This window comes from Phenylobacterium sp. FG114, from assembly GCF_057809855.1.
Genome location: NZ_JBMDKU010000006.1, coordinates 72,903 through 92,303 on the forward strand (window position 1 = coordinate 72,903; position 19,401 = coordinate 92,303).

A 19,401-nucleotide genomic window follows, 5' to 3' on the forward strand; every position below is an offset into this window, starting at 1 on the left:
ACTTCCCGCGCGGCCCCCGGCGTAAGACTATGGGGGACTTCCTCGCAAGGTCGCCGCATTCTTGTTGAAATTTACAACGTACGATAAGTTGTTTCAGGCGTCGCCGGCCTACAGATCGGCGCAGGGAGTGACGATGACCGAGGCCGCCCCCTCCGCTGACGCCGCCCCGGTCAAGAGCGCGGACGCCGTCAGGCCAGCGAAGCTCGGGATGTCGACCAAGCTGTTCTACGGCGTCGGCACGGTGGCGTTCGGGGTGAAGGACCAGGGGTTCTCGTCCCTGCTACTGATCTTCTACAACCAGGTGGTCGGCCTGCCGGCGGCCACGGTCGGCACGGCGATCCTCGTGGCGCTGATGTTCGATTCGATCCTCGACCCGATCATGGGTCAGGTATCGGACAACTGGCGCTCGCGCTGGGGCCGTCGGCACCCGTTCATGTACGCCGCCGCCGTGCCGGTGGCCCTGTCCTACATCCTGCTCTGGAACCCGCCGGACCTCTCGCCGCCGCTGCTGTTTGGTTACCTCGTCGTGGTGGCGATCATCATCCGCAGCTTCATCACCATGTACGAGATCCCCTCGTCGGCGCTCGCGCCCGAGCTGACCCAGGACTATCACGAGCGCACCCGCGTCTTCGCCTTCCGCCAGTTCTTCGGCTGGTTCGGCGGGGTGGGGATGACGATCCTGGCGCTGCAGGTGTTCCTGCGCCCCTCCGCCGAGAACCCCGTGGGCCAGCTCAACCGCGACGGCTACCACGCCTACGCCCTGTGCGCGGCGGCCATCATGCTGGTGGCGATCCTGGTCTCGGCGGCCGGCACCCACCGCCACATCCCGCAACTGCGCGTGCCGCCGGTGCGCAAGGTGTCGCTGTCGCAGATCTTCCGGGAGATGGCCGCCACAGTGTCCCACAGCTCCTTCCTGATGCTGATCGTGGCCGGCCTGTTCAACTCCATGGCCCAGGGCCTGGTCCTGTCGCTGGTGCTCTACATGGGCACCTATCTGTGGGAGCTTTCCTCCAGCCAGATCGCGATCCTGGCGGCCGCCAACTTCGTCTCGGCGATCCTGGCGCTGGTGTTTGCCCCGCCGGTGTCGAAATTCCTGGGCAAGCGCGACGCGGCCCGGGTGATGAAGGCCCTGTCGCTGGTCCTGGCCGCCGGGCCGATCCTGCTGCGGCTGCTGGGCGTGTTCCCCGAGAACGGCGACGCGGCGCTGGTGCCGGTGCTGTTCGTGGCCGGCGCGCTGTCGACGGGCGCGACGATCATCACCTCGATCCTGATCTCCTCGATGATGGCCGACGTGGTCGAGGACTCGGAGCTGCGCACCGGCCGCCGGTCCGAGGGGCTGTTCTTCTCGGTCAGCGCCTTCGTGGCCAAGGTGGTCTCGGGCGTGGGCATCTTCATCTCCAGCGCGATCCTGGCGCTGGTGGCCTTCCCGAACGACGCCAAGCCGGGCCATGTGGCGCCCGAGGTGATCGACCGCCTGGGGCTGTCGTACATCGTGGTCCTGGCGATGCTGTACGGCGGCGCGATCCTGGCGATCTCGCTCTACCGCATCACCAAGGCCGACCACGAGGCCACGGTCAGCAAGCTGGCGGCGAAGGGCTAATCCCGCACCGCCGCCTCGATGGCCTCGGCGAGGTCGGACCAATCGTCGATGCGAGGGTGGCGGTCTGACATCGGGGCCAGCGGACGCAGGCGCAGGTCGGCGACATGCTGGAAGGTGGCGGTGGCCGGGCAGTGGTCCTGGACCGAGTCCAGGTTCGGCAGCAGGTCGTCGACGAAGGCGGTCTTCCGCGGGGTCTGGGCGACCAGGCCCGCGGCGATGGGACCCTTCGGCCCAGAGTTCAGGATCAGCGGATGGGGCAGGCCGTGCTTGCGCAGCCACTCGGTCCGCAGGCGCTCGGCCTCGGCCGGGGCGTTGGAGAGAATCAGAATCTCCGCCGACTTCGAAAGTCGCTTGAGCGCCTCGACCCCGCCGGGCGCCGGCTCGATCTCGTGGCAGCGCGTGGCGAAGAAGGCGTCGAACAGCTTCTTGCCGTCCTCGAGGGGATAATGCTCGGCCTCGCCGGGGCGGTAGATGTTCTGGAACAGGGCGAACCGGTCGATTCGCATCTCGAGGCCATGCCCCGCCAGGAAGTCGCCGAACCCCTGCATGAACAGGCCCAGCACCTCGTCCACGTCCACAAGGACCAGCGGCCGTTCGATGGAGAGCCCCAAGGCGGCCAGTGGCGGTGCGACGATCTGCGGAGCTTCGGCCAAGGGGGTTCCAGCGCGGATAACGAAGTTTAAGTATATCCGGACCCATAAGCTCCGGATGGATGGGGAGGGCCGAAATCCGGCCGCGCCTCCGAAAGCGTCGGGTCCCGAATGGCCAAGAAGGTCCTCATCGTCGAGGATAACGAGCTGAACATGAAGCTCTTTCATGATCTGCTCGAAGCCCAGGGCTACGAAACCCTCGAGACCCGCGAAGGTCTCGCGGCGCTGTCGCTTGCGCGCGAGCATAAGCCCGACCTGATCCTGATGGACATCCAACTGCCGGAGATCTCGGGCCTCGAGGTCACCAAGTGGCTGAAGGAAGACGACGATCTGGCCCACATCCCCGTGGTCGCGGTCACCGCCTTCGCCATGAAGGGCGACGAGGAACGGATCCGTGAGGGCGGCTGCGAGGCCTATATCTCCAAGCCGATCTCGGTCTCGCACTTCCTCGACACCATCAAGCGCCTGCTGAACTAGCCATGACCGCGCGTATCCTGGTCGTCGACGACATCGAATCCAACGTGCGCCTGCTCGAGGCCAAGCTTTCGGCCGAGTACTACGACGTCCTGACGGCCAGCGACGGCCCGACGGCCCTGGCGATCGCCGCCTCCGAACAGCCTGACATCATCCTCCTCGACGTGATGATGCCTGGCATGGACGGTTTCCAGGTCTGCCGCCGGCTGAAGGACGACCCCGAGACGCGCCACGTTCCGGTGGTGCTGGTCACCGCCCTCGACGGCCGCGCCGACCGCGTGGCGGGGCTGGAAGCCGGCGCCGACGACTTCCTGACCAAGCCCATCGACGACGTGATGCTGTTCGCCCGCGTGCGCAGCCTGACGCGCCTGAAGGCCGTGATCGACGAGCTGCGCGCCCGGGAGGCCTCGGGCCGCCGCATGGGCGTGATCGCCGGCGCCGCCTCGCGCCTGGGCGGGTCGGGCGGCCGCATCCTCATCGTCGACGACAACCAGCGCCAGGCCGAGCGGGTCGCCGCCGAACTGGCCATCGAGCACCGTCCGGTAGTCGAGACCGAGGCCTACAAGGCGGTGCTGACCGCCCGCGGCCCCGTCGACCTGGTGATCGTCAATGCGAACGCCAAAGCCTTCGACGGCCTGCGCTTCGCCGCCCAGCTCCGCTCGGACGAGGCCACGCGCAGCCTGCCGATCCTGGCCATCGCCGACTTCGACGAGCGCCAGAAGGCGGTCAAGGCGCTGGAGATCGGCGTCAACGACATCCTCGCCCGTCCCATCGATCCGGGCGAACTGGCGGCGCGGGTGCGCACCCAGATCCGCCGCAAACGCTACACCGACTATCTACGCTCCAACCTGGACCACTCGCTGGAGCTCGCGGTCACCGACCAGCTCACGGGCCTGCACAACCGCCGCTACATGGCCGGCCAGCTCGAGGCGCTGATGCGCCGCGCGAACCAGGGCGGCGAGCCGGTCTCGCTGCTGGTCATCGACATCGACCACTTCAAGAAGGTCAACGACAGCTTCGGCCACGATGTCGGCGATGAAGTGCTCTCGGAGTTCGCGGTGCGCCTGGCCTCCAACGTCCGCGCGATCGACCTGCCGGTGCGCCACGGCGGCGAGGAATTCGTCGTCGTCATGCCCGACACCGACCTGGAAGACGCCCGCCGCATCGCCGAGCGCATCCGCCTGCATGCCGCCGGCGCCCCGTTCCGCGTCATGGGCGGCGAGGAACTTCTGGCCGTCACCATCTCCATCGGCGTCGCCTCCAGCACCGGCGCCGACGACAGTCCGACCGCGCTGCTCAAGCGCGCCGACGAGGCCGTCTACGAGGCCAAGTCCCGCGGCCGGAACCGGGTCATCGCCCGGGCGGCCTAGCGGCCGTACACCCATTCCGTCAGCATCAGCCGCGGCCCGCGCCCGGCGTTCGGCATGACCGCGTGCAGGATGAGCGGGTGCATGATGTAGACGTCCCCGGGCTCGCCGGTCATTTCGCCCACCCTGACCGGGACCCCCGTCGCCACGCCGGGCTCACGTACGAAGCGCGCCTCCCGATCCTCGCCTTGCGGCTTCGAAAACAACGCCGCGAACCAGGGCTCCCGCATCGCCAGCAAGGCGCGCGCGTCGCCGGATTTCACGGGGCGGCCGGCGTCCCGGGCGAGAGCCTGGAGCACACGGTGCGAACCCGCGATGTAGCCGGTTCCCCCGCCACCGGCCGCCAGCTGCCCGAGCAGCACGAACACCCGCGCCACGCTGGGCGGCTCGGCGGTCGCCGGGACGTCCAGGTGCCAACCCTTGTGGGGCACGTCCCGGCGCTGGGCGAAGCCGGGCAGGGTGACGAGCGGCAGCCCCCAGCGCTCGGGCGGCGTCCAGCCATCGACGCCGAGAAGTTGGTCGAGCACCGCCCGCACGGTCGGGCTGGCCATCCCGGCCAGTTCGTGGGTCTTGGCCGCGAGCTGAGCCGGGTGCGGAACGATCCAGGTCTCGGGCTTGTCGCGGACGATGCCGTGGCCGGTGCGCAAGCGTCGCCAGACCACCTCGGCGAGGGTGTCGACGTCGGCGGCCGGGACGGCGCCCGGAAGGCGCACGACGCCTTCGGCCTCGTAGGTCGCGAGCTGTTCGGGTGTCATGCCGAGTGGGGCAGGGGCCATGGCGGCGGCTCCTCCAAAGAGAAGCGCCCCGCGGTAAATCGGCGTCCCCACCCGAAGGCGGATCGGCTGATTTACCGCGGGGCGTCCCCACGGCGACCCCGCGAGGCGCGGGCGGTCGTCAAGATGATCGGCCCCGGCGGGCGCGACGTCAATCTTGCGCCACGGCCAAGCTCACCGCCATGCTGCGGGAAACCTGGGGGAGGCGATCGTGTTGAAGCTCTCGGCTTGGCTGGCCATCGTGTTCGGCCTGTCGCTGGCGGTGCTGGAGGCGGTCCGCAACTGGGGCGACTGGCAGTGGTGGCCGTTCTGGGTGGTGGACTATCTGGCCGCCACGCTGCTGGTCGTGGGCGGGGTCCTGACGCTGCGGCGAGGGCGGGTGGATTGGTTGACCGCCGGCTGGGGCTTCGCCTGCGCCATGTTCTGGATGTCGTTCTTCGGCCACTACCACGACGTGATGACCACCGCGGCGGCGAACGATCCACGCGAGCAGCGGCTGACCCTGATCATCGGGATCATGTTCGGACTGACGGTGCTGGGCTTCGTGGCTGCCCTCGCCGGAACGAAAAACGCCCGGCGGTGAGGCCGGGCGTCTTCATGCGAGATCGGTGAGCCTGTCGGCCTACTTGATCTTGCCTTCCTTGAACTCGACGTGCTTGCGCACGACCGGGTCGTACTTCTTCAGCACCATCTTCTCGGTCTTGGTGCGGGCGTTCTTCTTGGCCACGTAGAAGTAGCCGGTGTCGGCCGTCGAGTTCAGGCGGATCTTGATGGAGGCGGGCTTCGCCATGGCTCGAATCCTAGACGTAAGAAGTTGGCGGGGCCAAACGGGGTCGCACCGCCGGCGGGTGTTCAGGAGGCGCGGAAAATACGAATCCGCGCGCGTAAGTCAACCGCTTAGGTCTGTTGCTGACACCGCGGTGGCGGGACGGGCGTTCCAGGGTGGCGTCCGCGCAACCTCGGAGTCCGTCCCATGTCTGTCAAAGGCCGCTGCCATTGTGGCGCGATCCAATTCGAGGTCAGCGAGATGCCGGCCGAGCTCACGGCGTGCAACTGCTCGTTTTGCATCCGGCGCGGCGGGCTCGTCGCCTACTACAAGCCGGCGCAGTTCAAGCTCGCCACCGCGCCCAGCCGCGTCTGGACCTATCAGTGGGGCGACTACCTGGTGAAGCACCACTATTGCCCGGTATGCGGGATGGGGACGCACTCGGAGATGCCGAGCTTCGCGGACGGCAAGGTCGACTTCGAGAACCCGAGGGTCGCCGTGAACGCGCGGCTGTTCGAGGACATGTCGTGGGAGGCGCTGCCCGTGATGCACGTCAACGGGCGCGAGGATTGGTGAACTACAGGCTCGACGGCCGCATGCCGCGGTCCTTGTAGCGAAGGAAGGGCTTGGGGCGGCTGGGGTCCTTCATCCGCTCGACCGCTTCCTTGATCATCATCCGGGTGACGGTGGGCAGCGGCAGGCCCATGGCGTCGTCGAAGGCGACCCAGTCGATCTCCTCCAACTCGCCGCAGTCGGGCTGTCGCTCCAGGCTGGTCAGGCGCTCTGCGTCGGCCGTCAGGAACCAGGTGTCGAAGCGCTTGCCCACCGCCGGCGGCGTGATGGCGCGGGCGATCACATCCATGGCCTCCAGGTCGGCCAGCACGCCCTGGGCGGCGAAGGTGCTCCAGGGGCCCCGGGCGCGCGCCTGGCCGGGCTTGGCCAGCAGCAGGCCCGCTTCCTCCCAGGTCTCACGCACGGCCGCCAGCGCCAGCGCCCGGCCGCGCCCGGCTGGCAGGTGACGATCGAAGAGGCCGCCCACCTCGGGGCGCAAGTCCGTGGCGAAGGGGGCCCGATAGTCCGCGCGGTCGATGCGGCCGCCGGGGAATACCCAGCGGTCGGGCATGAAGCTGTGACCGCCGTGCCGCTTGCCCATCAGGACGCGCGGCTTAGGGCCATCGCGGCGAATGATCATCACCGTGGCGGCGTTCTTGGGCCGTACGGCGCGCTGGCCGGGGATGCGCGCCGGCCCCTCCGGCTTGGAGACTCCATCCTCGGATTTCGGCGGCGCTGCTTCGCTCATGAAACAACTGTATGGCCGCGCGGACCGGCGAGGGAAGGGCGCCCTTGCGGAACCTACCGCCGCTTGCCGCCCATCTTCTTCTTGCGGCCGGTGCGGATGCCGGGTGGCCGGCCGCTCTTCGGCTTGGGCGGGCCGCCGGGCCGGCGGTCGCCGCGGGCGCGCATGCCGAGGCGCGGGCGAGGGGCAGTCGGGTCGGGCGCGGCGGGCTCGCTCAGCATCTGGAACACCAGGCCGCCGGTGATGGGCGTGGCCTCCTGCAGCCGCACCTCCACCGTCATACCCAATGGCCAGCGCGCGCCGCTGCGCTCGCCGACCAGCGAATGAGTCCGGTCGTCGTGGACGAAGAATTCGCCGCCCAGGCTCGAGATCGGCACCAGGCCGTCCGCCCCGGTCTCGGCCAGCCGTACGAACAGGCCGAAGCGGGTGACCCCGGTGATCCGGCCCACGAACTCGGCGCCGACCCGGTCGGCCAGGAAGGCGGCCACATAGCGGTCGGTGGCGTCGCGCTCGGCGGCCATGGCCCGGCGCTCGGCGTGGGTGATGACCTCGGCGGTGTCCTTCATCTTCGAGACGTCCCAGTCGGACAGCCCGTCGCTTCCCAGCTTCAGCGCGGTCACCAGCGCGCGGTGGACGATCAGGTCGGCATAGCGGCGGATGGGGGACGTGAAGTGGGCGTATTTCGCCAGGTTCAGGCCGTAGTGGCCGATGTTCTCCGTGGAATAGACCGCCTGCATCTGGGTGCGCAGCACCACTTCGTTGACGATATCGGCGTGCGGGCCCTCGCGGGTCTCCTCCAGCAGGCGGTTGAACCGCTCGGTGCGCGGCGCCTCGCCCTTGGTCCAGGGCAGGCCCAGCGTGCCCAGGAAGTCGACCAGCGCCTGGATCTTCTCCGGGCTTGGCTGGTCGTGGATGCGGTAGACCAGCGGGGTCTTCTTCTGCTCCAGGGTCTCGGCGGCCGAGACGTTGGCCTGGATCATGAACTCCTCGATCAGCTTGTGCGCCTCCAGGCTGGCGCGCGGCGTGATCTGGGCGATCTCGCCCTCGCGGTTGATGCTGATCTTCCGCTCCAGGCTCTCGATGGCCAGGGGCGAGCGGGCGTCGCGCCCCTTCTTCATCACCGCATAGGCGGCCCACAGCGGCTTCAGCACCGACTCCAGCAACGGGCCGGTCTTGTCGTCGGGATCGCCGTCGATCGCGGCCTGAGCCTGTTCGTAGCTGAGCTTGGCGGCGGAACGCATCAGGCCGCGGACGAACCTGTGGCTGCGCTTGCGGCCGTCGGCGCCGAAGACCATCCGCACGGCCATGGTGGCGCGGTTCTCGGCTTCGCGCAGGCTGCAGAGGCCGTTCGACAGCCGCTCGGGCAGCATTGGCTCGACGCGGTCGGGGAAATAGACGCTGTTGCCCTTGTCACGGGCGATGCGGTCCAGCTCCGACCCGGGCCGGACGTAGGCGGCCACGTCCGCGATGGCGACCCAGCAGACCCAGCCGCCCGGATTCTTCTCGTCATCGTCGGGGTGGGCGTAGACCGCGTCGTCGTGGTCGCGCGCGTCTGCCGGGTCGATGGTGATCAGCGGGATCTCGCGCAGGTCCTCGCGGCCGCTCAGCGTCGGCTCCTGCGCGGCCTCGGCCTCGGCCTCGGCCCCCTCCGAGAAGCCAGTCGGGATGCCGTGGGCGTGGATGGCGATGATCGAATAGGCGCGCGGTTCGTCCTCGCGGCCGACGACTTCCAAGAGCTTGCCGCGCTTGGGGCCGTAGCGGGGGCCGTGGCCCTCGATCTGGGCGATGACGAGGTCACCGTCGCGCACGTCCTCGCCTTCGGGCAGCAGCAGGGTGTCCTTCGACTTGCGGTCGACCGGCTCGACGCGAATCTCGCGCCGCGCCTTGCGCACCACGCCCAGGATGCGGTGCGCGCTCTGGCCCAGGCGCTTGATCAGCCGGGCCTCCGTGTCGCCGTTCTCCAGCTTCACGAAGCGTACGAGCAACCGGTCGCCCATGCCCGGCGCGCCGCCCCTGGCGTCCCCGCCTGGCGCAAGCGGGACCAAAGGGGCGTCCTCGCCCCGCACCAGCCGCACCAGGAGCTCTCCATCGGGGCTGCGTTCAGCGACGTCGGCCACGCCCACCTCGGGCAGGGCGCCGGCCTCCGCAAAGCCCTTGCGGCCGCGCTTGCCCAGCGTGCCGTCGGATTCCATGGCCTGGAGCATGGCCCTGAGCGCCCGGCGATCCTCGCCCTTCAGGCCAAAGGCGCGGGCGATCGCGCCCTTGTCGGTCTCGCCGCTCTCGCGGATGAACTTCAGCAGGGTCTCACGGTCGGGCACGCCTTTGGCAAAGCGGGCGGACTTCGGCATCTTCGGTTTCGCCATTGGCCGTGCTTAGCACCTTTGGCCGCGGAACGGAGGAACCGAAGATGCTCGCCGGCGCCCACAGCTTTCCAAGGCAGGATCAGGTCGTCTACGGCCGACCGGCCGTCGAGACGGTGGCCGAGCTGGCCAGGGGCTGGGGCGCGGGCCGGATCCTGCTCACCACCACCGGCTCGCTGGCGGACGGCCTGGCCAAGGATTTCGCGGCGGCGCTGGGCGACCGTTGCGTGGGCGTCTTTTCGGACATCGGCGCGCATTCGCCGCGCGAAGGCGTGATCGGCGGGGCGGCCGAGGCGCGGCGTACGAACGCCGACCTCATCGTGGCGCTGGGCGGCGGCTCGGTGATCGACGCCACCAAGGTGATGCAGCTCTGCCTCTGGGCGGGGCTCGACCGGCCGGAACAGCTCGATCCCTACCGCGCCGGCCGGGGTCCCGACCGCGTGGACGTGATGAAGATCGCGCCTGGCGTCCGCTTCGTCGCTGTGCCGACGACGCTCTCGGCGGCGGAGTTCACGCCCTTCGCCGGGGTCAGCGACGCCGCGCGCCGGGTGAAGGAGGGCTACATGCACCCGATGCTGGCGCCCCGCGCGGTGGTGCTGGACCCGGCCATGACGCTCTCGACCCCGCCGGAGCTCTGGGGCTCCACGGGTATGAAGGCGGTAGACCACGCGGTCGAGCAGCTCTGCCATCCGGTGCGCGCGCCCTACGCCGACGCCCTGGCCGCGGACGGGCTGCGGCGACTGGCCCGGGGCCTGATCGCCAGTGCAGGCGACGCGGCCGACCTCGACGCGCGGCTGGAATGCCAGTTCGGCATGTGGCTGGCGATCAGCGGCGTAGGGTCCGGCCGTGGCATGGGGCCGAGCCACGCCCTCGGCCACACCCTGGGCGGCAGCTACGGTGTGCCGCACGGCGTCACCTCGTGCGTGATCCTGCCGGCGGTTCTCGCCTGGACCGCCGAAGCGTCGATCGCGTCGCAGGCGCGGATCAGCGAGTTGCTGGGGTTCCAAGGGGCCGCATCGGACGCGGTGCGCAGCCTGGTGGACGGGTTGGGCCTGCCGGACGACCTCAAGAGCGTCGGGATCGGCCGCGACCAGTTCCAGGCCATCGCCGAGCACACGATGCACGACAACGGCGTGCGCAACAGCCCGCGGCCGATCCGGGGGCCGCAGGACATCGTCGAGATCCTGGAGCTGGCGGCGGACTAGCCGTTCAGGAAGGCGACGATCTCGCGGTAGGCCGTGCGATCCTGCAGCATGAACAGGTGGCCGCCCTCGAACCAGCGCAGCTCGGCGCCGGGGATGCGGCCGGCCATCTTTTCCTGCGTCGCAGGCAGGGCTATGCCGTCGTAGCGGCCGGCCGCGATCAGGGTAGGGCACGCGATCTGCGGCAGCCGGTCCCAGGTGTCGTGCGCGGCGCGGGCCTCGAGCTGGCGGTGGGCGCCCTCGGCGCGGCCGGGTTCGCCCGCGAACGGGTCGGCGGCGCTCATCTCGATCAGCTTGGCGTACTCGTCCGGGTGCGCGGCGGCCCAGGCGGCGTCGCGCCGCGTGTCGCTTACCGGCAGCAGGAAGCGGGCGCGTTCCTCACCCTTTAGGTGCTCGATCTCGTGGAAGGGGTACGACGCCCCGCCTTCGCCGCCCGGCGAGGTGCAGGCCAGCACTAGCCGCTTCACCCGCGCCCGATGCCGCAACGCCAGTTCCTGCGCCACCATCCCGCCGAACGAGACCCCGATCACCAGGGCATCACCCCAGCCGACGTGGTCCAGCAGCGCCGCCGCATCGTCGGCGTACTGCGCCATGGAATAGGGGACGTCCGGCTTGTCGGTCCGCCCCAGCCCGCGCTGGTCGTAGGCCAGGAGGTCGAAGGCGTTCGCCAATGGCGAGGCGAAGACGTTCGGCTGCACCCGCAGGTCGCCGCCGGTGCCCGAGATGAACAACAGCGGCGGACCTTCGCCCTCACGCTCGAAATGGAAGTCCAGGCCGTTGAGGTGCGCGATGGGCATGTCTGGACCCTAGCGCCGCCCTAGAGCGGCGTCTCGTCGTCGGTGATGTCAGCGGCGGGCGCCGCGGCCTTCTTCGCGGCCGGCTTCTTCGCCGCCGTCTTCTTCTTCGCTGGGGCCTTCTTCGTCGTCTTGGCCTCGCCGTCAGCCTTCTTGGCGGCGCGGGCGGGCTTCTTGGCCTTCTTGCCGCCGCCCTTGGCTTCGCGCTCGGCGATCAGGGCCACCGCCTGTTCCAGCGTCACCGACAGCGGGTCGGCGCCGCGGGGCACGTTGGCGTTGGTCGAGCCGTGCTTGATGTAGGGACCGTAGCGGCCCGAGAGCACGCGGATCGGCTGGCCGTCGGCCGGGTGGGCGCCCAGCTCCTTCAGCGCCGCGGCCTCGGCCCCGCCTCGGCGGCCCGCCCGCTTGGTGGCGATCAGGTCCACGGCGCGGTTCAGGCCCACGTCGAACACCTCGTCGGCGTTCGGCAGGTTGGCGTAGGTGCCCTCGTGCAGCACGAAGGGGCCGAAGCGGCCGATCCCGGCCAGAATCGGCTTGCCGTCCTCGGGGTGCTTGCCCACCTCGCGCGGCAGGCGTAGCAGCCGCAGGCCCTTCTCCAAGTCCATGTCCGGCGCGCTCCAGCCCTTGGGCAGGCTGGACCGCTTGGGCTTCTCGCCTTCGCCCAGCTGGACATAGACGCCGAAGCGGCCGGTCTTCAGGAACACGGTTTCGCCGGTCACCGGGTCGATGCCCAGCTCGCGGTCGCCGGTCGGGCCGTCCTCGCCCTCCTCGGCCACGGTCAGCGGCCGGGTATGGCGGCACTCGGGGTAGTTCGAGCAGCCCAGGAAGGGCCCGTACTTGCTGCTCTTCAGGCCCATGCGGCCGGTGTTGCAGACTGGGCAGGCGCGCGGATCGCTGCCGTCCGGCTTGTCGGGGAACAGATGCGGGCCCAGCGTCTTGTCGAGCGCCGTCAACACGTCGCTCATCCGCAGTTCTGCGGTCTCGCCGATCTTGGCGTTGAAGTCGTTCCAGAACTCGCGGAGCAGGATCTTCCAGTCGAGGTCGCCGGCCGACACCAGGTCGAGGCGCTCCTCCAGCCCGGCCGTGAAGTCGTATTCCACGTAGCGGGCGAAGTATTCTTCCAGGAAGCCGATCAGCAGCCGGCCCTTGTCCTCGGGCACGAAGCGCTGCTTTTCCATCCGGACATAGGCGCGGTCGCGCAGCACGGTCAGGATCGAGGCGTAGGTCGAGGGTCGACCGATGCCGAGCTCCTCCATCTTCTTCACCAGGCTGGCTTCGGAATAGCGCGGCGGCGGCTCGGTGAAGTGCTGGTCGGCCTTGGCCGAGCGCACCTTGGCCTCGGCGCCCTCGTTCACCTGGGGCAGGCGGCCGCCTTCTTCGTCCTCGGGATCGTCCTGGCCCTCTTCATAGACGGCGAGATAGCCGGGGAAGGTCACCACCTGGCCGGTGGCGCGCAGGCCGGTCTGCCCGTCGGAGGATTCGAGGTCGATGGTCGTGCGCTCGATGCGGGCGCTCTCCATCTGCGATGCGATCATCCGCTTCCAGATCAGCTCGTACAGCCGGCCGAGGTCGCCCTCCAGGCGCAGCTTGCCGGGATTGCGGGCCAGGCTGGTCGGGCGGATGGCCTCGTGGGCCTCCTGGGCGTTCTTGGCCTTGGTGGAATAGAAGCGCGGCTTCTCCGGCACATATTCCTTGCCGTACAGGCCGCCGATCACCCCGCGCGCCTCGTCCAGCGCTTCCGGCGCGGTCTGCACGCCATCGGTCCGCATGTAGGTGATGAGGCCGACGGTCTCGCCGCCAATGTCGATGCCTTCGTACAGCTTCTGCGCCGTCTGCATGGTGCGCTGGGCGTTGAAGCCGAGCTTGCGGGCGGCCTCCTGCTGCAGGCTGGAGGTGGTGAAGGGCGGGGGCGGCGATCGGCGGCCGGGCTTGCGCTCCAGGGCCGAGACCTTGAACGTTCCGGCCTTCACCGCGTCGCGGGCGGCGAAGGCGCTGGCCTCATTGGCCAGGTCGAACTTGGTGAGCCGCTTGCCCTCGTGCTTCACCAGACGGGCGGTGAACGGATCGCTGTTGGCCGAGACCTCGGCCTCGACGGTCCAGTATTCCTGGGTCTTGAACCGCTCGATCTCGAGCTCGCGGTCGACGACGATGCGGAGGGCCACCGACTGCACCCGGCCGGCGGACTTGGCGCCCGGCAGCTTGCGCCAAAGCACCGGCGAGAGCGTGAAGCCCACCAGGTAGTCCAGCGCGCGGCGTGCCAGGTAGGCCTCGACCAGCTCCATGTCGAGGTCGCGCGGATTGGCCATCGCATCGGTGACGGCGCTCTTGGTGATGGCGTTGAACACGACGCGCTGGACCGGCACGTCCTTCAGGCCGCGCTTCTTGTTGAGCACCTCCATCACGTGCCACGAGATGGCTTCGCCCTCGCGATCCGGGTCGGTGGCCAGGAACAGGCGGTCGGCGCTCTTCGCGGCGTCGGCGATCTCGGAGAGGCGCTTGGCCGCCTTGCCGTCGACTTCCCACGACATGTCGAAGTCCTCGTCCGGGCGCACCGAACCGTCCTTCGCGGGGAGGTCGCGGACGTGGCCGTAGGAGGCGAGCACCTTGAAGTCGGAGCCAAGGTACTTGTTGATGGTCTTGGCCTTGGCGGGGCTCTCGACGATGACGAGCTTCATATAAGGTGTGTCTGATCCAAAAGAGCGCGGAAGGTGGGGGCGGTCCCGGCGGCGTGTCAACGCCCTGGATGCGCGCGGTCCAGCCAGCCCCTTAAGGGGCTAATCCTTTTGCGACCATTCCGCCCGCCTGCAATTCGGCCCGTCCGGCCAGCGCCAGCTCCATCAGGGCGGCGAAGACGGCGGGGGCGGGGGCGCGGGCGGCGCGCACGAGTTCGTCGCGCGAGACGGGCGTCGGCGACAGCAGGTCGGCCAGCCGTTCGCGCAGGGCGTCGTCCGCCTCTCCGGGCGCGGGTCGCCAGGCCGGCGGGTCGGGCTCGCGCAGGCCTCGGAGACCCTCCAGCGCGCGGAGCACGTCCTCGGCGCCCTCGCAGATCGCGGCGCCCTGGCGGATCAGGTCGTTGGTCCCCTTGGCTCGGGGATCCAGTGGCGAGCCGGGAACCGCCAGCACTTCGCGGCCCTGCTCGTTGGCCAGCCGGGCGGTGATCAGCGACCCCGAGCGGAACTCGGCCTCCACCACCACGACGGCGCGCGACAGGCCGGCGATGATGCGGTTGCGGCGCGGGAAGTCGCGGGCCACGGCCGTGCGGCCCGGCTCATTCTCGGAGACGACGCAGCCCTGCTCGACGATGCGGGCGTACAGGTCGCGGTGTTCGGGCGGATAGATATCGTCGATCCCGCCGCCCAGGACCGCCACCGTGCCGGTCGGCAGCGAACCCTCATGGGCGGCGGCGTCGATGCCGCGGGCGAGGCCCGAGACGATCACATGTCGGGACTGGCCCAGGTCGGCGGCGAGGCCGCGGGCGAAACGCTGCCCGGCGGCGGAGGCGACCCGCGCGCCGACGATCGCCACGGTCTGGCGGTTCAGCATCGCGGCGTCGCCACGGGTCCAGATCAGTGGCGGCGGCGGGTCCAGGGCGGCCAGCGCCTGTGGGAAGTCCGGCTCGCAGGAGCAGATCAGCCGGGCGCCGAGGGCGGCTCCGTCCTCGAGCTCGCGGTCGGCTTCGGCCACGCTGGGGATCCGGACGCCCGCGGCGCGGCCGCCGCGGCGGGCCAGGTCGGGCAGGGCGGCCAGCGCGTCGCCCGCATCGCCGAACCGGCTGATCAGTTGGTCGAAGGTGACGGCGCCCACGTTCTCGGTCCGCGCCAGCCGAAGCCAGTCGCGCCTTTGGGCTTCGGTGAGTTCGCGGATCACCCCTCGGCGGTCTCCGCGGCCTTCTTGGCGCCGATCCTCGGCTCCTGGCCCTTGAGCAGGCGGCGCACGTTCTCAGCGTGACGAACGAGGACGAGCAGGGCCATGAACAGCGCTAGAAGGGCGATCGCGGTGGGCCGGCCCAGCAGCAGCGCAACCACGGGCGCCAGCGCCACGGCCACCAGCGCCGCCAGCGACGAGATGCGGGACAGGAAGGCCACGATCAGCCAGGTGGCCGCCGCCGCCAGGCCCACGGGCCAGGCCGCCGCCAGCATCGTCCCGAAGAACGTCGCCACGCCCTTGCCGCCCCTGAAGCCTAGCCAGACCGGGAACAGGTGGCCCAGGAACGCCGCCCCGGCGGCCAGCGAGGTCAGCACCGCCTGCTGCTCGACCGTACCGTCCCGCGTCGCAAGCCAGGCCAGCAGCACGGCCAGGGCGCCTTTGCCGCCGTCACCGAGCAGGGTGATGAAGGCTAGGTCCTTGCGCCCGGTGCGAAGAACGTTGGTCGCCCCGATGTTGCCCGAGCCGATCGAGCGCACGTCGCCCGCGCCGCCCAGCCGGGTGGCGATCACGCCGAACGGGATCGACCCCAGCAAATAGCCGCCGACCAGCGCGCCGCCGATCAGCATCGGGCTCAGAATCTCGGCCATGAACGCTCCCTCTCAGGCGCCTGTCCTAGCGCGGTCAGCCCGGTCCGTCAGCGCCGAAGCCTACAAGCGGAACAATCGTAGAACAAGTCTGGCCGGGTGATCGCCTGATCTCACACGCGGCCCGGGAGGTGGCTTCAAGCCGCAAGTATCGAACGCTTCCACCCACGCCGTGATCGCGACAATCAGTCGCGCATAGCGCGTGTGCGGCGGCCCTGATAACCGAGAATTGTAGTATATCTAAGTCGTGATTTTGTTCGAAGTGTCAGTTTTTGACGCCACTTTCCCCATAATACTTTTGAGTGAAGAAGAGTCCGCGAAATGGGTAGGTTTAGAATCCTAAATTCAGAGATCGTTAGGGTTCTGAGGGGAAACCCTCGTTCGCATAACGCGGTCGTTCAGTCGTGACGATGCGCACAGCGATCTAGGGGATCTGTCGGATGAAACTGTTCGGCGGCGCTGCGCGCGCCAAGAAGGTCGATGCGGCCTATGTGCGCGATCTGGAAGGCATGGTCGCGGCCATCCAGAGGTCGCAGGCGGTGATCGAGTTCGAGCTGGACGGGACGATCGTCCGCGCCAACCGCAATTTCCTGGACACCCTCGGCTACACCGAGGCCGATGTGGTCGGGCGCCGCCATTCGATGTTCGTCGATCCCCAGGAGGCGAGCGGTCCGGCCTACCGCGAATTCTGGCAGACCCTGAACCGGGGCGAATTCGTCGCCGCGAAGTTCCGCCGGATCGGCAAGGGCGGGCGCGAGGTCTGGATCCAGGCCTCCTACAATCCGATCCTGGACGAGAACGGCAAGGCGGTGAGGGTGGTGAAGTTCGCCACCGACATCACCGAGACCGAACATGAGCGAGCCCGCAACGACGCCGAGCGCGCGGCCACCGAGAAGGAACAGGCCGAAGTGGTCTCGGAACTGGCGAACGGGCTGAAGCGCCTGGCGGGCGGAGACCTGACCACCAGCATCGAGGCGGAATTCCGCGGCGCCTACGCCCGCATCCGCGACGATTTCAACGGCACCGCCGGCAACCTACGCTCGGCGATGGGCGCGGTGCTGCAGACGACCGGCGCCATCCGCAGCGGGGCCGACGAGATCTCCACCGCGTCCGACGACCTTTCGCGCCGCACGGAGCAGCAGGCCGCCAACCTGGAAGAGACGGCCGCGGCCCTCGACGAGATCACTGCGACGGTGACCCGCAGCGCCGGGAGCGCCAAGGAGGCGTCCGAGGTGGCGTCGGACGCGCGCGCCGAGGCCGAGCGCTCGGGCGAGGTCGTCCGCGAGGCGGTGGGCGCCATCCACGACATCCAGCAGAGTTCGGCCAAGATCTCGAACATCATCGGCGTGATCGACGAGATCGCGTTCCAGACGAATCTGCTGGCGCTGAACGCGGGCGTCGAGGCGGCGCGGGCCGGGGAGGCCGGCAAGGGCTTCGCGGTGGTGGCGTCGGAGGTGCGGGCCTTGGCCCAGCGCTCGGCCGAGGCGGCCAAGGAGATCAAGACCCTGATCTCGGCCTCGGGCGCGCAGGTGGACCGCGGCGTGAAGCTCGTCACCGATACGGGCCAGGCGCTGACCGCCATCGTCGAGCGCGTGGCCAGCATCGACGGCCTGGTGTCGGAGATCGCCCGGTCGGCGCAGGAGCAGTCCACCGGCCTCGGCCAGGTGAACACCGCGGTGAACCAGATGGACCAGGTCACCCAGCAGAACGCCGCCATGGTGGAGGAGGCCACGGCCGCCGCCGCCAGCCTGAAGCGCGAGGCGCTGGAGCTTGGCCAACTGGTGGCGCGGTTCGAGGTGGGGTCCCAGGCCCCGACCCGTCCCTCGCGCCAAGAGCGGCCCCGCAACGATGCGGCGGCCCTGCAGCGTCAGCTACGAACCGCGGTGGGCGGCGCCCCGGAGTGGAGCGAGTTCTGATCGGCGACGGCGGGCCGGCTGCGACATCTTCGCCGGTCCGAATATGACCTCAGGGGCGTTCCGGAGAGCGACAGGGGCCTGCGGCGCATTGTCCACAGGCTTCCTCCGCAGCCTTTAGTTCCTCGTTAGCCATCCCGCGCAAACTGCCGGTCAGGTTGTGATGACGTCCGGCGCGCCTGGCCCGGACGGTGGCCTGGCGGAGCGCGGGAATGGGGTTTCTGAAGTCGTCGACGGCGAAGTTCAACGCCGGGTACGTGCGCAACCTGGAGGGGATGGTCGCTGCGATCGAGCGTTCGCAGGCGGTGATCGAGTTCGAGCTCGACGGCACGATCGTGCGCGCCAACCGGAACTTCCTCGACACCCTGGGCTACAGCGCGGGCGAGGTCGCCGGCCGGCATCACCGGATGTTCGTCGACCCGGCCGAAGCGGGCGCCCCGGCATATCGCGACTTCTGGGCCGCGCTGAACCGGGGCGAGTTCGTGGCCGCGAAGTTCCGCCGCCTCGGCAAGGGCGGCCGCGAGGTCTGGATCCAGGCGTCGTACAACCCGGTCCTCGACGCCGCCGGCAAGCCTATCCGTGTCGTGAAGTTCGCCACTGATATCACTGCCGCCGAGCAGGAGCGGGCGCGCGGCGAGGCGGAACGCGCCGCCGCCGTCGGCCAGGAACAGGACAAGGTGGTGCGCCACGTGGGCGTGGCCCTGAAGCGCCTCTCGGGAGGCGACCTCACCGTCAGCATCAGCCAGGACCTTGACGGCGCCTACGCCCGCGTCCGCGACGACTTCAACAGCGCGGTGTCCACGCTCCGTGAGGCGCTGGCCGGCGTGCTGGACGGGGCCAACGCCATGCGCAGCGGCTGCGACGAGATCTCGACCGCCTCCGACGACCTGTCGCGGCGCACCGAGCAGCAGGCCGCCGCGCTCGAGCAGACAGCCGCCGCGCTCGACCAGATCACCGCCACCGTGCGCCGCAGCGCCGAAGGCGCGGGGGAGGCGTCCCGCGTGGCCTCCGGCGCCCGCACCCAGGCCGAGCACTCCGGCGCGGTGGTGCGCGAGACTGTGGCGGCGATCCGCGACATCCAGCAGAGCTCGGACAAGGTGGGCCAGATCCTGGGCGTGATCGACGAGATCGCGTTCCAGACGAATCTGCTGGCGCTGAACGCGGGCGTCGAGGCGGCGCGGGCCGGGGAGGCCGGCAAGGGCTTCGCGGTGGTGGCGTCGGAGGTGCGAGCCTTGGCCCAGCGCTCGGCCGAAGCGGCGAAGGAGATCAAGACCCTGATCGCGGCGTCGTCGCAGCAGGTGGAACGCGGCGTTGGCCTGGTGGACGAGACCGGCCAGGCCCTCGGCGCGATCGTCGAGCGCGTGGTCGAAATCGCCGGGCTGGTCGCCGAAATCTCGCTGTCGTCGCAGGAGCAGTCGACCGGCCTGCACCAGGTGAACACCGCGGTGAACCAGATGGATCAGGTCACCCAGCAGAACGCCGCGATGGTGGAAGAGGCCACGGCCGCCGCCGCCCAACTCAAGCAGGAAGCCGGTTCGCTTTCGCGCCTGGTGGGCCGCTTCCAGGTGGGCGCGCAGCCCGCGCGCCTGGTGGCCCCCACGCCGGCCGCGCCGCGCCGACCGGCCGTCGGCGCTCCGGCCATCCAGCAGCGCCTGGCCGAAGCGGTGCAGACCTGGGACGAGTTCTAGACGCGC

Annotated in this window: 17 protein-coding genes; 8 read left to right on the forward strand and 9 right to left on the reverse strand. The window is 69.7% G+C overall.

Annotated features, from left to right (window positions below; all coding sequences use genetic code 11):
* The first annotated feature begins 133 nt into the window (after window positions 1-133).
* Window positions 134-1,600 carry an MFS transporter gene (locus ACODSY_RS11760; protein WP_488951936.1) on the forward strand — a complete coding sequence of 489 codons (1,467 nt, stop codon included), beginning with the start codon at window positions 134-136 and terminating at the stop codon, window positions 1,598-1,600.
* Here ACODSY_RS11760 and ACODSY_RS11765 read toward each other — a convergent pair.
* Window positions 1,597-2,253 (reverse strand): hypothetical protein, encoded by a 657-nt coding sequence (locus ACODSY_RS11765; RefSeq protein WP_488951937.1) that lies wholly within the window; start codon window positions 2,251-2,253, stop codon window positions 1,597-1,599. The genes ACODSY_RS11760 and ACODSY_RS11765 overlap by 4 nt on opposite strands.
* Before the next feature lie 108 nt (window positions 2,254-2,361).
* Between ACODSY_RS11765 and divK the strand changes: the two genes are divergently transcribed.
* Both divK and ACODSY_RS11775 read left to right on the forward strand, forming a co-directional pair.
* Entirely contained in the window at window positions 2,362-2,727 is a 366-nt protein-coding gene (divK, locus tag ACODSY_RS11770; RefSeq protein ID WP_296599222.1) for a cell-cycle response regulator DivK, read from the forward strand.
* 2 nt (window positions 2,728-2,729) lie between these two features.
* Entirely contained in the window at window positions 2,730-4,094 is a 1,365-nt protein-coding gene (locus tag ACODSY_RS11775) for a PleD family two-component system response regulator (protein WP_488951938.1), read from the forward strand.
* Here the strand turns inward: ACODSY_RS11775 and ACODSY_RS11780 are convergent.
* Entirely contained in the window at window positions 4,091-4,867 is a 777-nt protein-coding gene (locus tag ACODSY_RS11780; RefSeq protein ID WP_488951939.1) for a phytanoyl-CoA dioxygenase family protein, read from the reverse strand. The genes ACODSY_RS11775 and ACODSY_RS11780 overlap by 4 nt on opposite strands.
* A 208-nt stretch (window positions 4,868-5,075) precedes the next feature.
* Here ACODSY_RS11780 and ACODSY_RS11785 point away from each other — a divergent pair, with 208 nt between their 5' ends.
* Entirely contained in the window at window positions 5,076-5,447 is a 372-nt protein-coding gene (locus ACODSY_RS11785) for a hypothetical protein (protein ID WP_488951940.1), read from the forward strand.
* A 39-nt stretch (window positions 5,448-5,486) separates the two neighbouring features.
* Here ACODSY_RS11785 and rpmG read toward each other — a convergent pair whose 3' ends face one another.
* On the reverse strand, window positions 5,487-5,654 hold the full coding sequence (gene rpmG, locus ACODSY_RS11790; protein WP_296598177.1) for a 50S ribosomal protein L33: 168 nt from the start codon (window positions 5,652-5,654) through the stop codon (window positions 5,487-5,489).
* Between the two features lie 183 nt (window positions 5,655-5,837).
* Here rpmG and ACODSY_RS11795 point away from each other — a divergent pair, with 183 nt between their 5' ends.
* Window positions 5,838-6,206, forward strand: a complete 369-nt coding sequence (locus tag ACODSY_RS11795; protein WP_488951941.1) for a GFA family protein — start codon at window positions 5,838-5,840, stop codon at window positions 6,204-6,206.
* Between the two features lies 1 nt (window position 6,207).
* Here ACODSY_RS11795 and ACODSY_RS11800 read toward each other — a convergent pair whose 3' ends face one another.
* Window positions 6,208-6,930, reverse strand: a complete 723-nt coding sequence (locus ACODSY_RS11800) for an NUDIX hydrolase (RefSeq protein ID WP_488951942.1) — start codon at window positions 6,928-6,930, stop codon at window positions 6,208-6,210.
* Window positions 6,931-6,983: 53 nt separating this feature from the next.
* Window positions 6,984-9,290 carry a ribonuclease R gene (gene rnr, locus ACODSY_RS11805; RefSeq protein WP_488951943.1) on the reverse strand — a complete coding sequence of 769 codons (2,307 nt, stop codon included), beginning with the start codon at window positions 9,288-9,290 and terminating at the stop codon, window positions 6,984-6,986.
* Between the two features lie 44 nt (window positions 9,291-9,334).
* On the opposite strand from rnr, the gene ACODSY_RS11810 reads away from it, so the two are divergent.
* Window positions 9,335-10,492, forward strand: a complete 1,158-nt coding sequence (locus ACODSY_RS11810; protein ID WP_488951944.1) for an iron-containing alcohol dehydrogenase — start codon at window positions 9,335-9,337, stop codon at window positions 10,490-10,492.
* Here ACODSY_RS11810 and ACODSY_RS11815 read toward each other — a convergent pair.
* The 4 genes from ACODSY_RS11815 to plsY form a co-directional block, all read right to left on the reverse strand.
* On the reverse strand, window positions 10,489-11,286 hold the full coding sequence (locus ACODSY_RS11815; RefSeq protein ID WP_488951945.1) for an alpha/beta fold hydrolase: 798 nt from the start codon (window positions 11,284-11,286) through the stop codon (window positions 10,489-10,491). The two genes, ACODSY_RS11810 and ACODSY_RS11815, sit on opposite strands and share 4 nt — an antisense overlap.
* Window positions 11,287-11,306: 20 nt before the next feature.
* A complete protein-coding gene (topA, locus tag ACODSY_RS11820) occupies window positions 11,307-13,958 on the reverse strand; it encodes a type I DNA topoisomerase (protein ID WP_488951946.1) in 2,652 nt (883 codons plus the stop codon).
* Between the two features lie 91 nt (window positions 13,959-14,049).
* Window positions 14,050-15,150, reverse strand: a complete 1,101-nt coding sequence (gene dprA, locus ACODSY_RS11825; RefSeq protein ID WP_488951947.1) for a DNA-processing protein DprA — start codon at window positions 15,148-15,150, stop codon at window positions 14,050-14,052.
* Window positions 15,147-15,797, reverse strand: coding sequence for a glycerol-3-phosphate 1-O-acyltransferase PlsY (plsY, locus tag ACODSY_RS11830; RefSeq protein WP_488951948.1), 651 nt, complete (start codon window positions 15,795-15,797; stop codon window positions 15,147-15,149). Before plsY ends, dprA begins: the two co-directional genes overlap by 4 nt.
* Before the next feature lie 437 nt (window positions 15,798-16,234).
* Here plsY and ACODSY_RS11835 point away from each other — a divergent pair, with 437 nt between their 5' ends.
* Together ACODSY_RS11835 and ACODSY_RS11840 are read left to right on the forward strand one after the other, a co-directional pair.
* Window positions 16,235-17,710 carry a methyl-accepting chemotaxis protein gene (locus ACODSY_RS11835; RefSeq protein ID WP_488951949.1) on the forward strand — a complete coding sequence of 492 codons (1,476 nt, stop codon included), beginning with the start codon at window positions 16,235-16,237 and terminating at the stop codon, window positions 17,708-17,710.
* Window positions 17,711-17,919: 209 nt separating this feature from the next.
* Window positions 17,920-19,395, forward strand: coding sequence for a methyl-accepting chemotaxis protein (locus tag ACODSY_RS11840; protein ID WP_488951950.1), 1,476 nt, complete (start codon window positions 17,920-17,922; stop codon window positions 19,393-19,395).
* Window positions 19,396-19,401 lie beyond the last annotated feature (6 nt).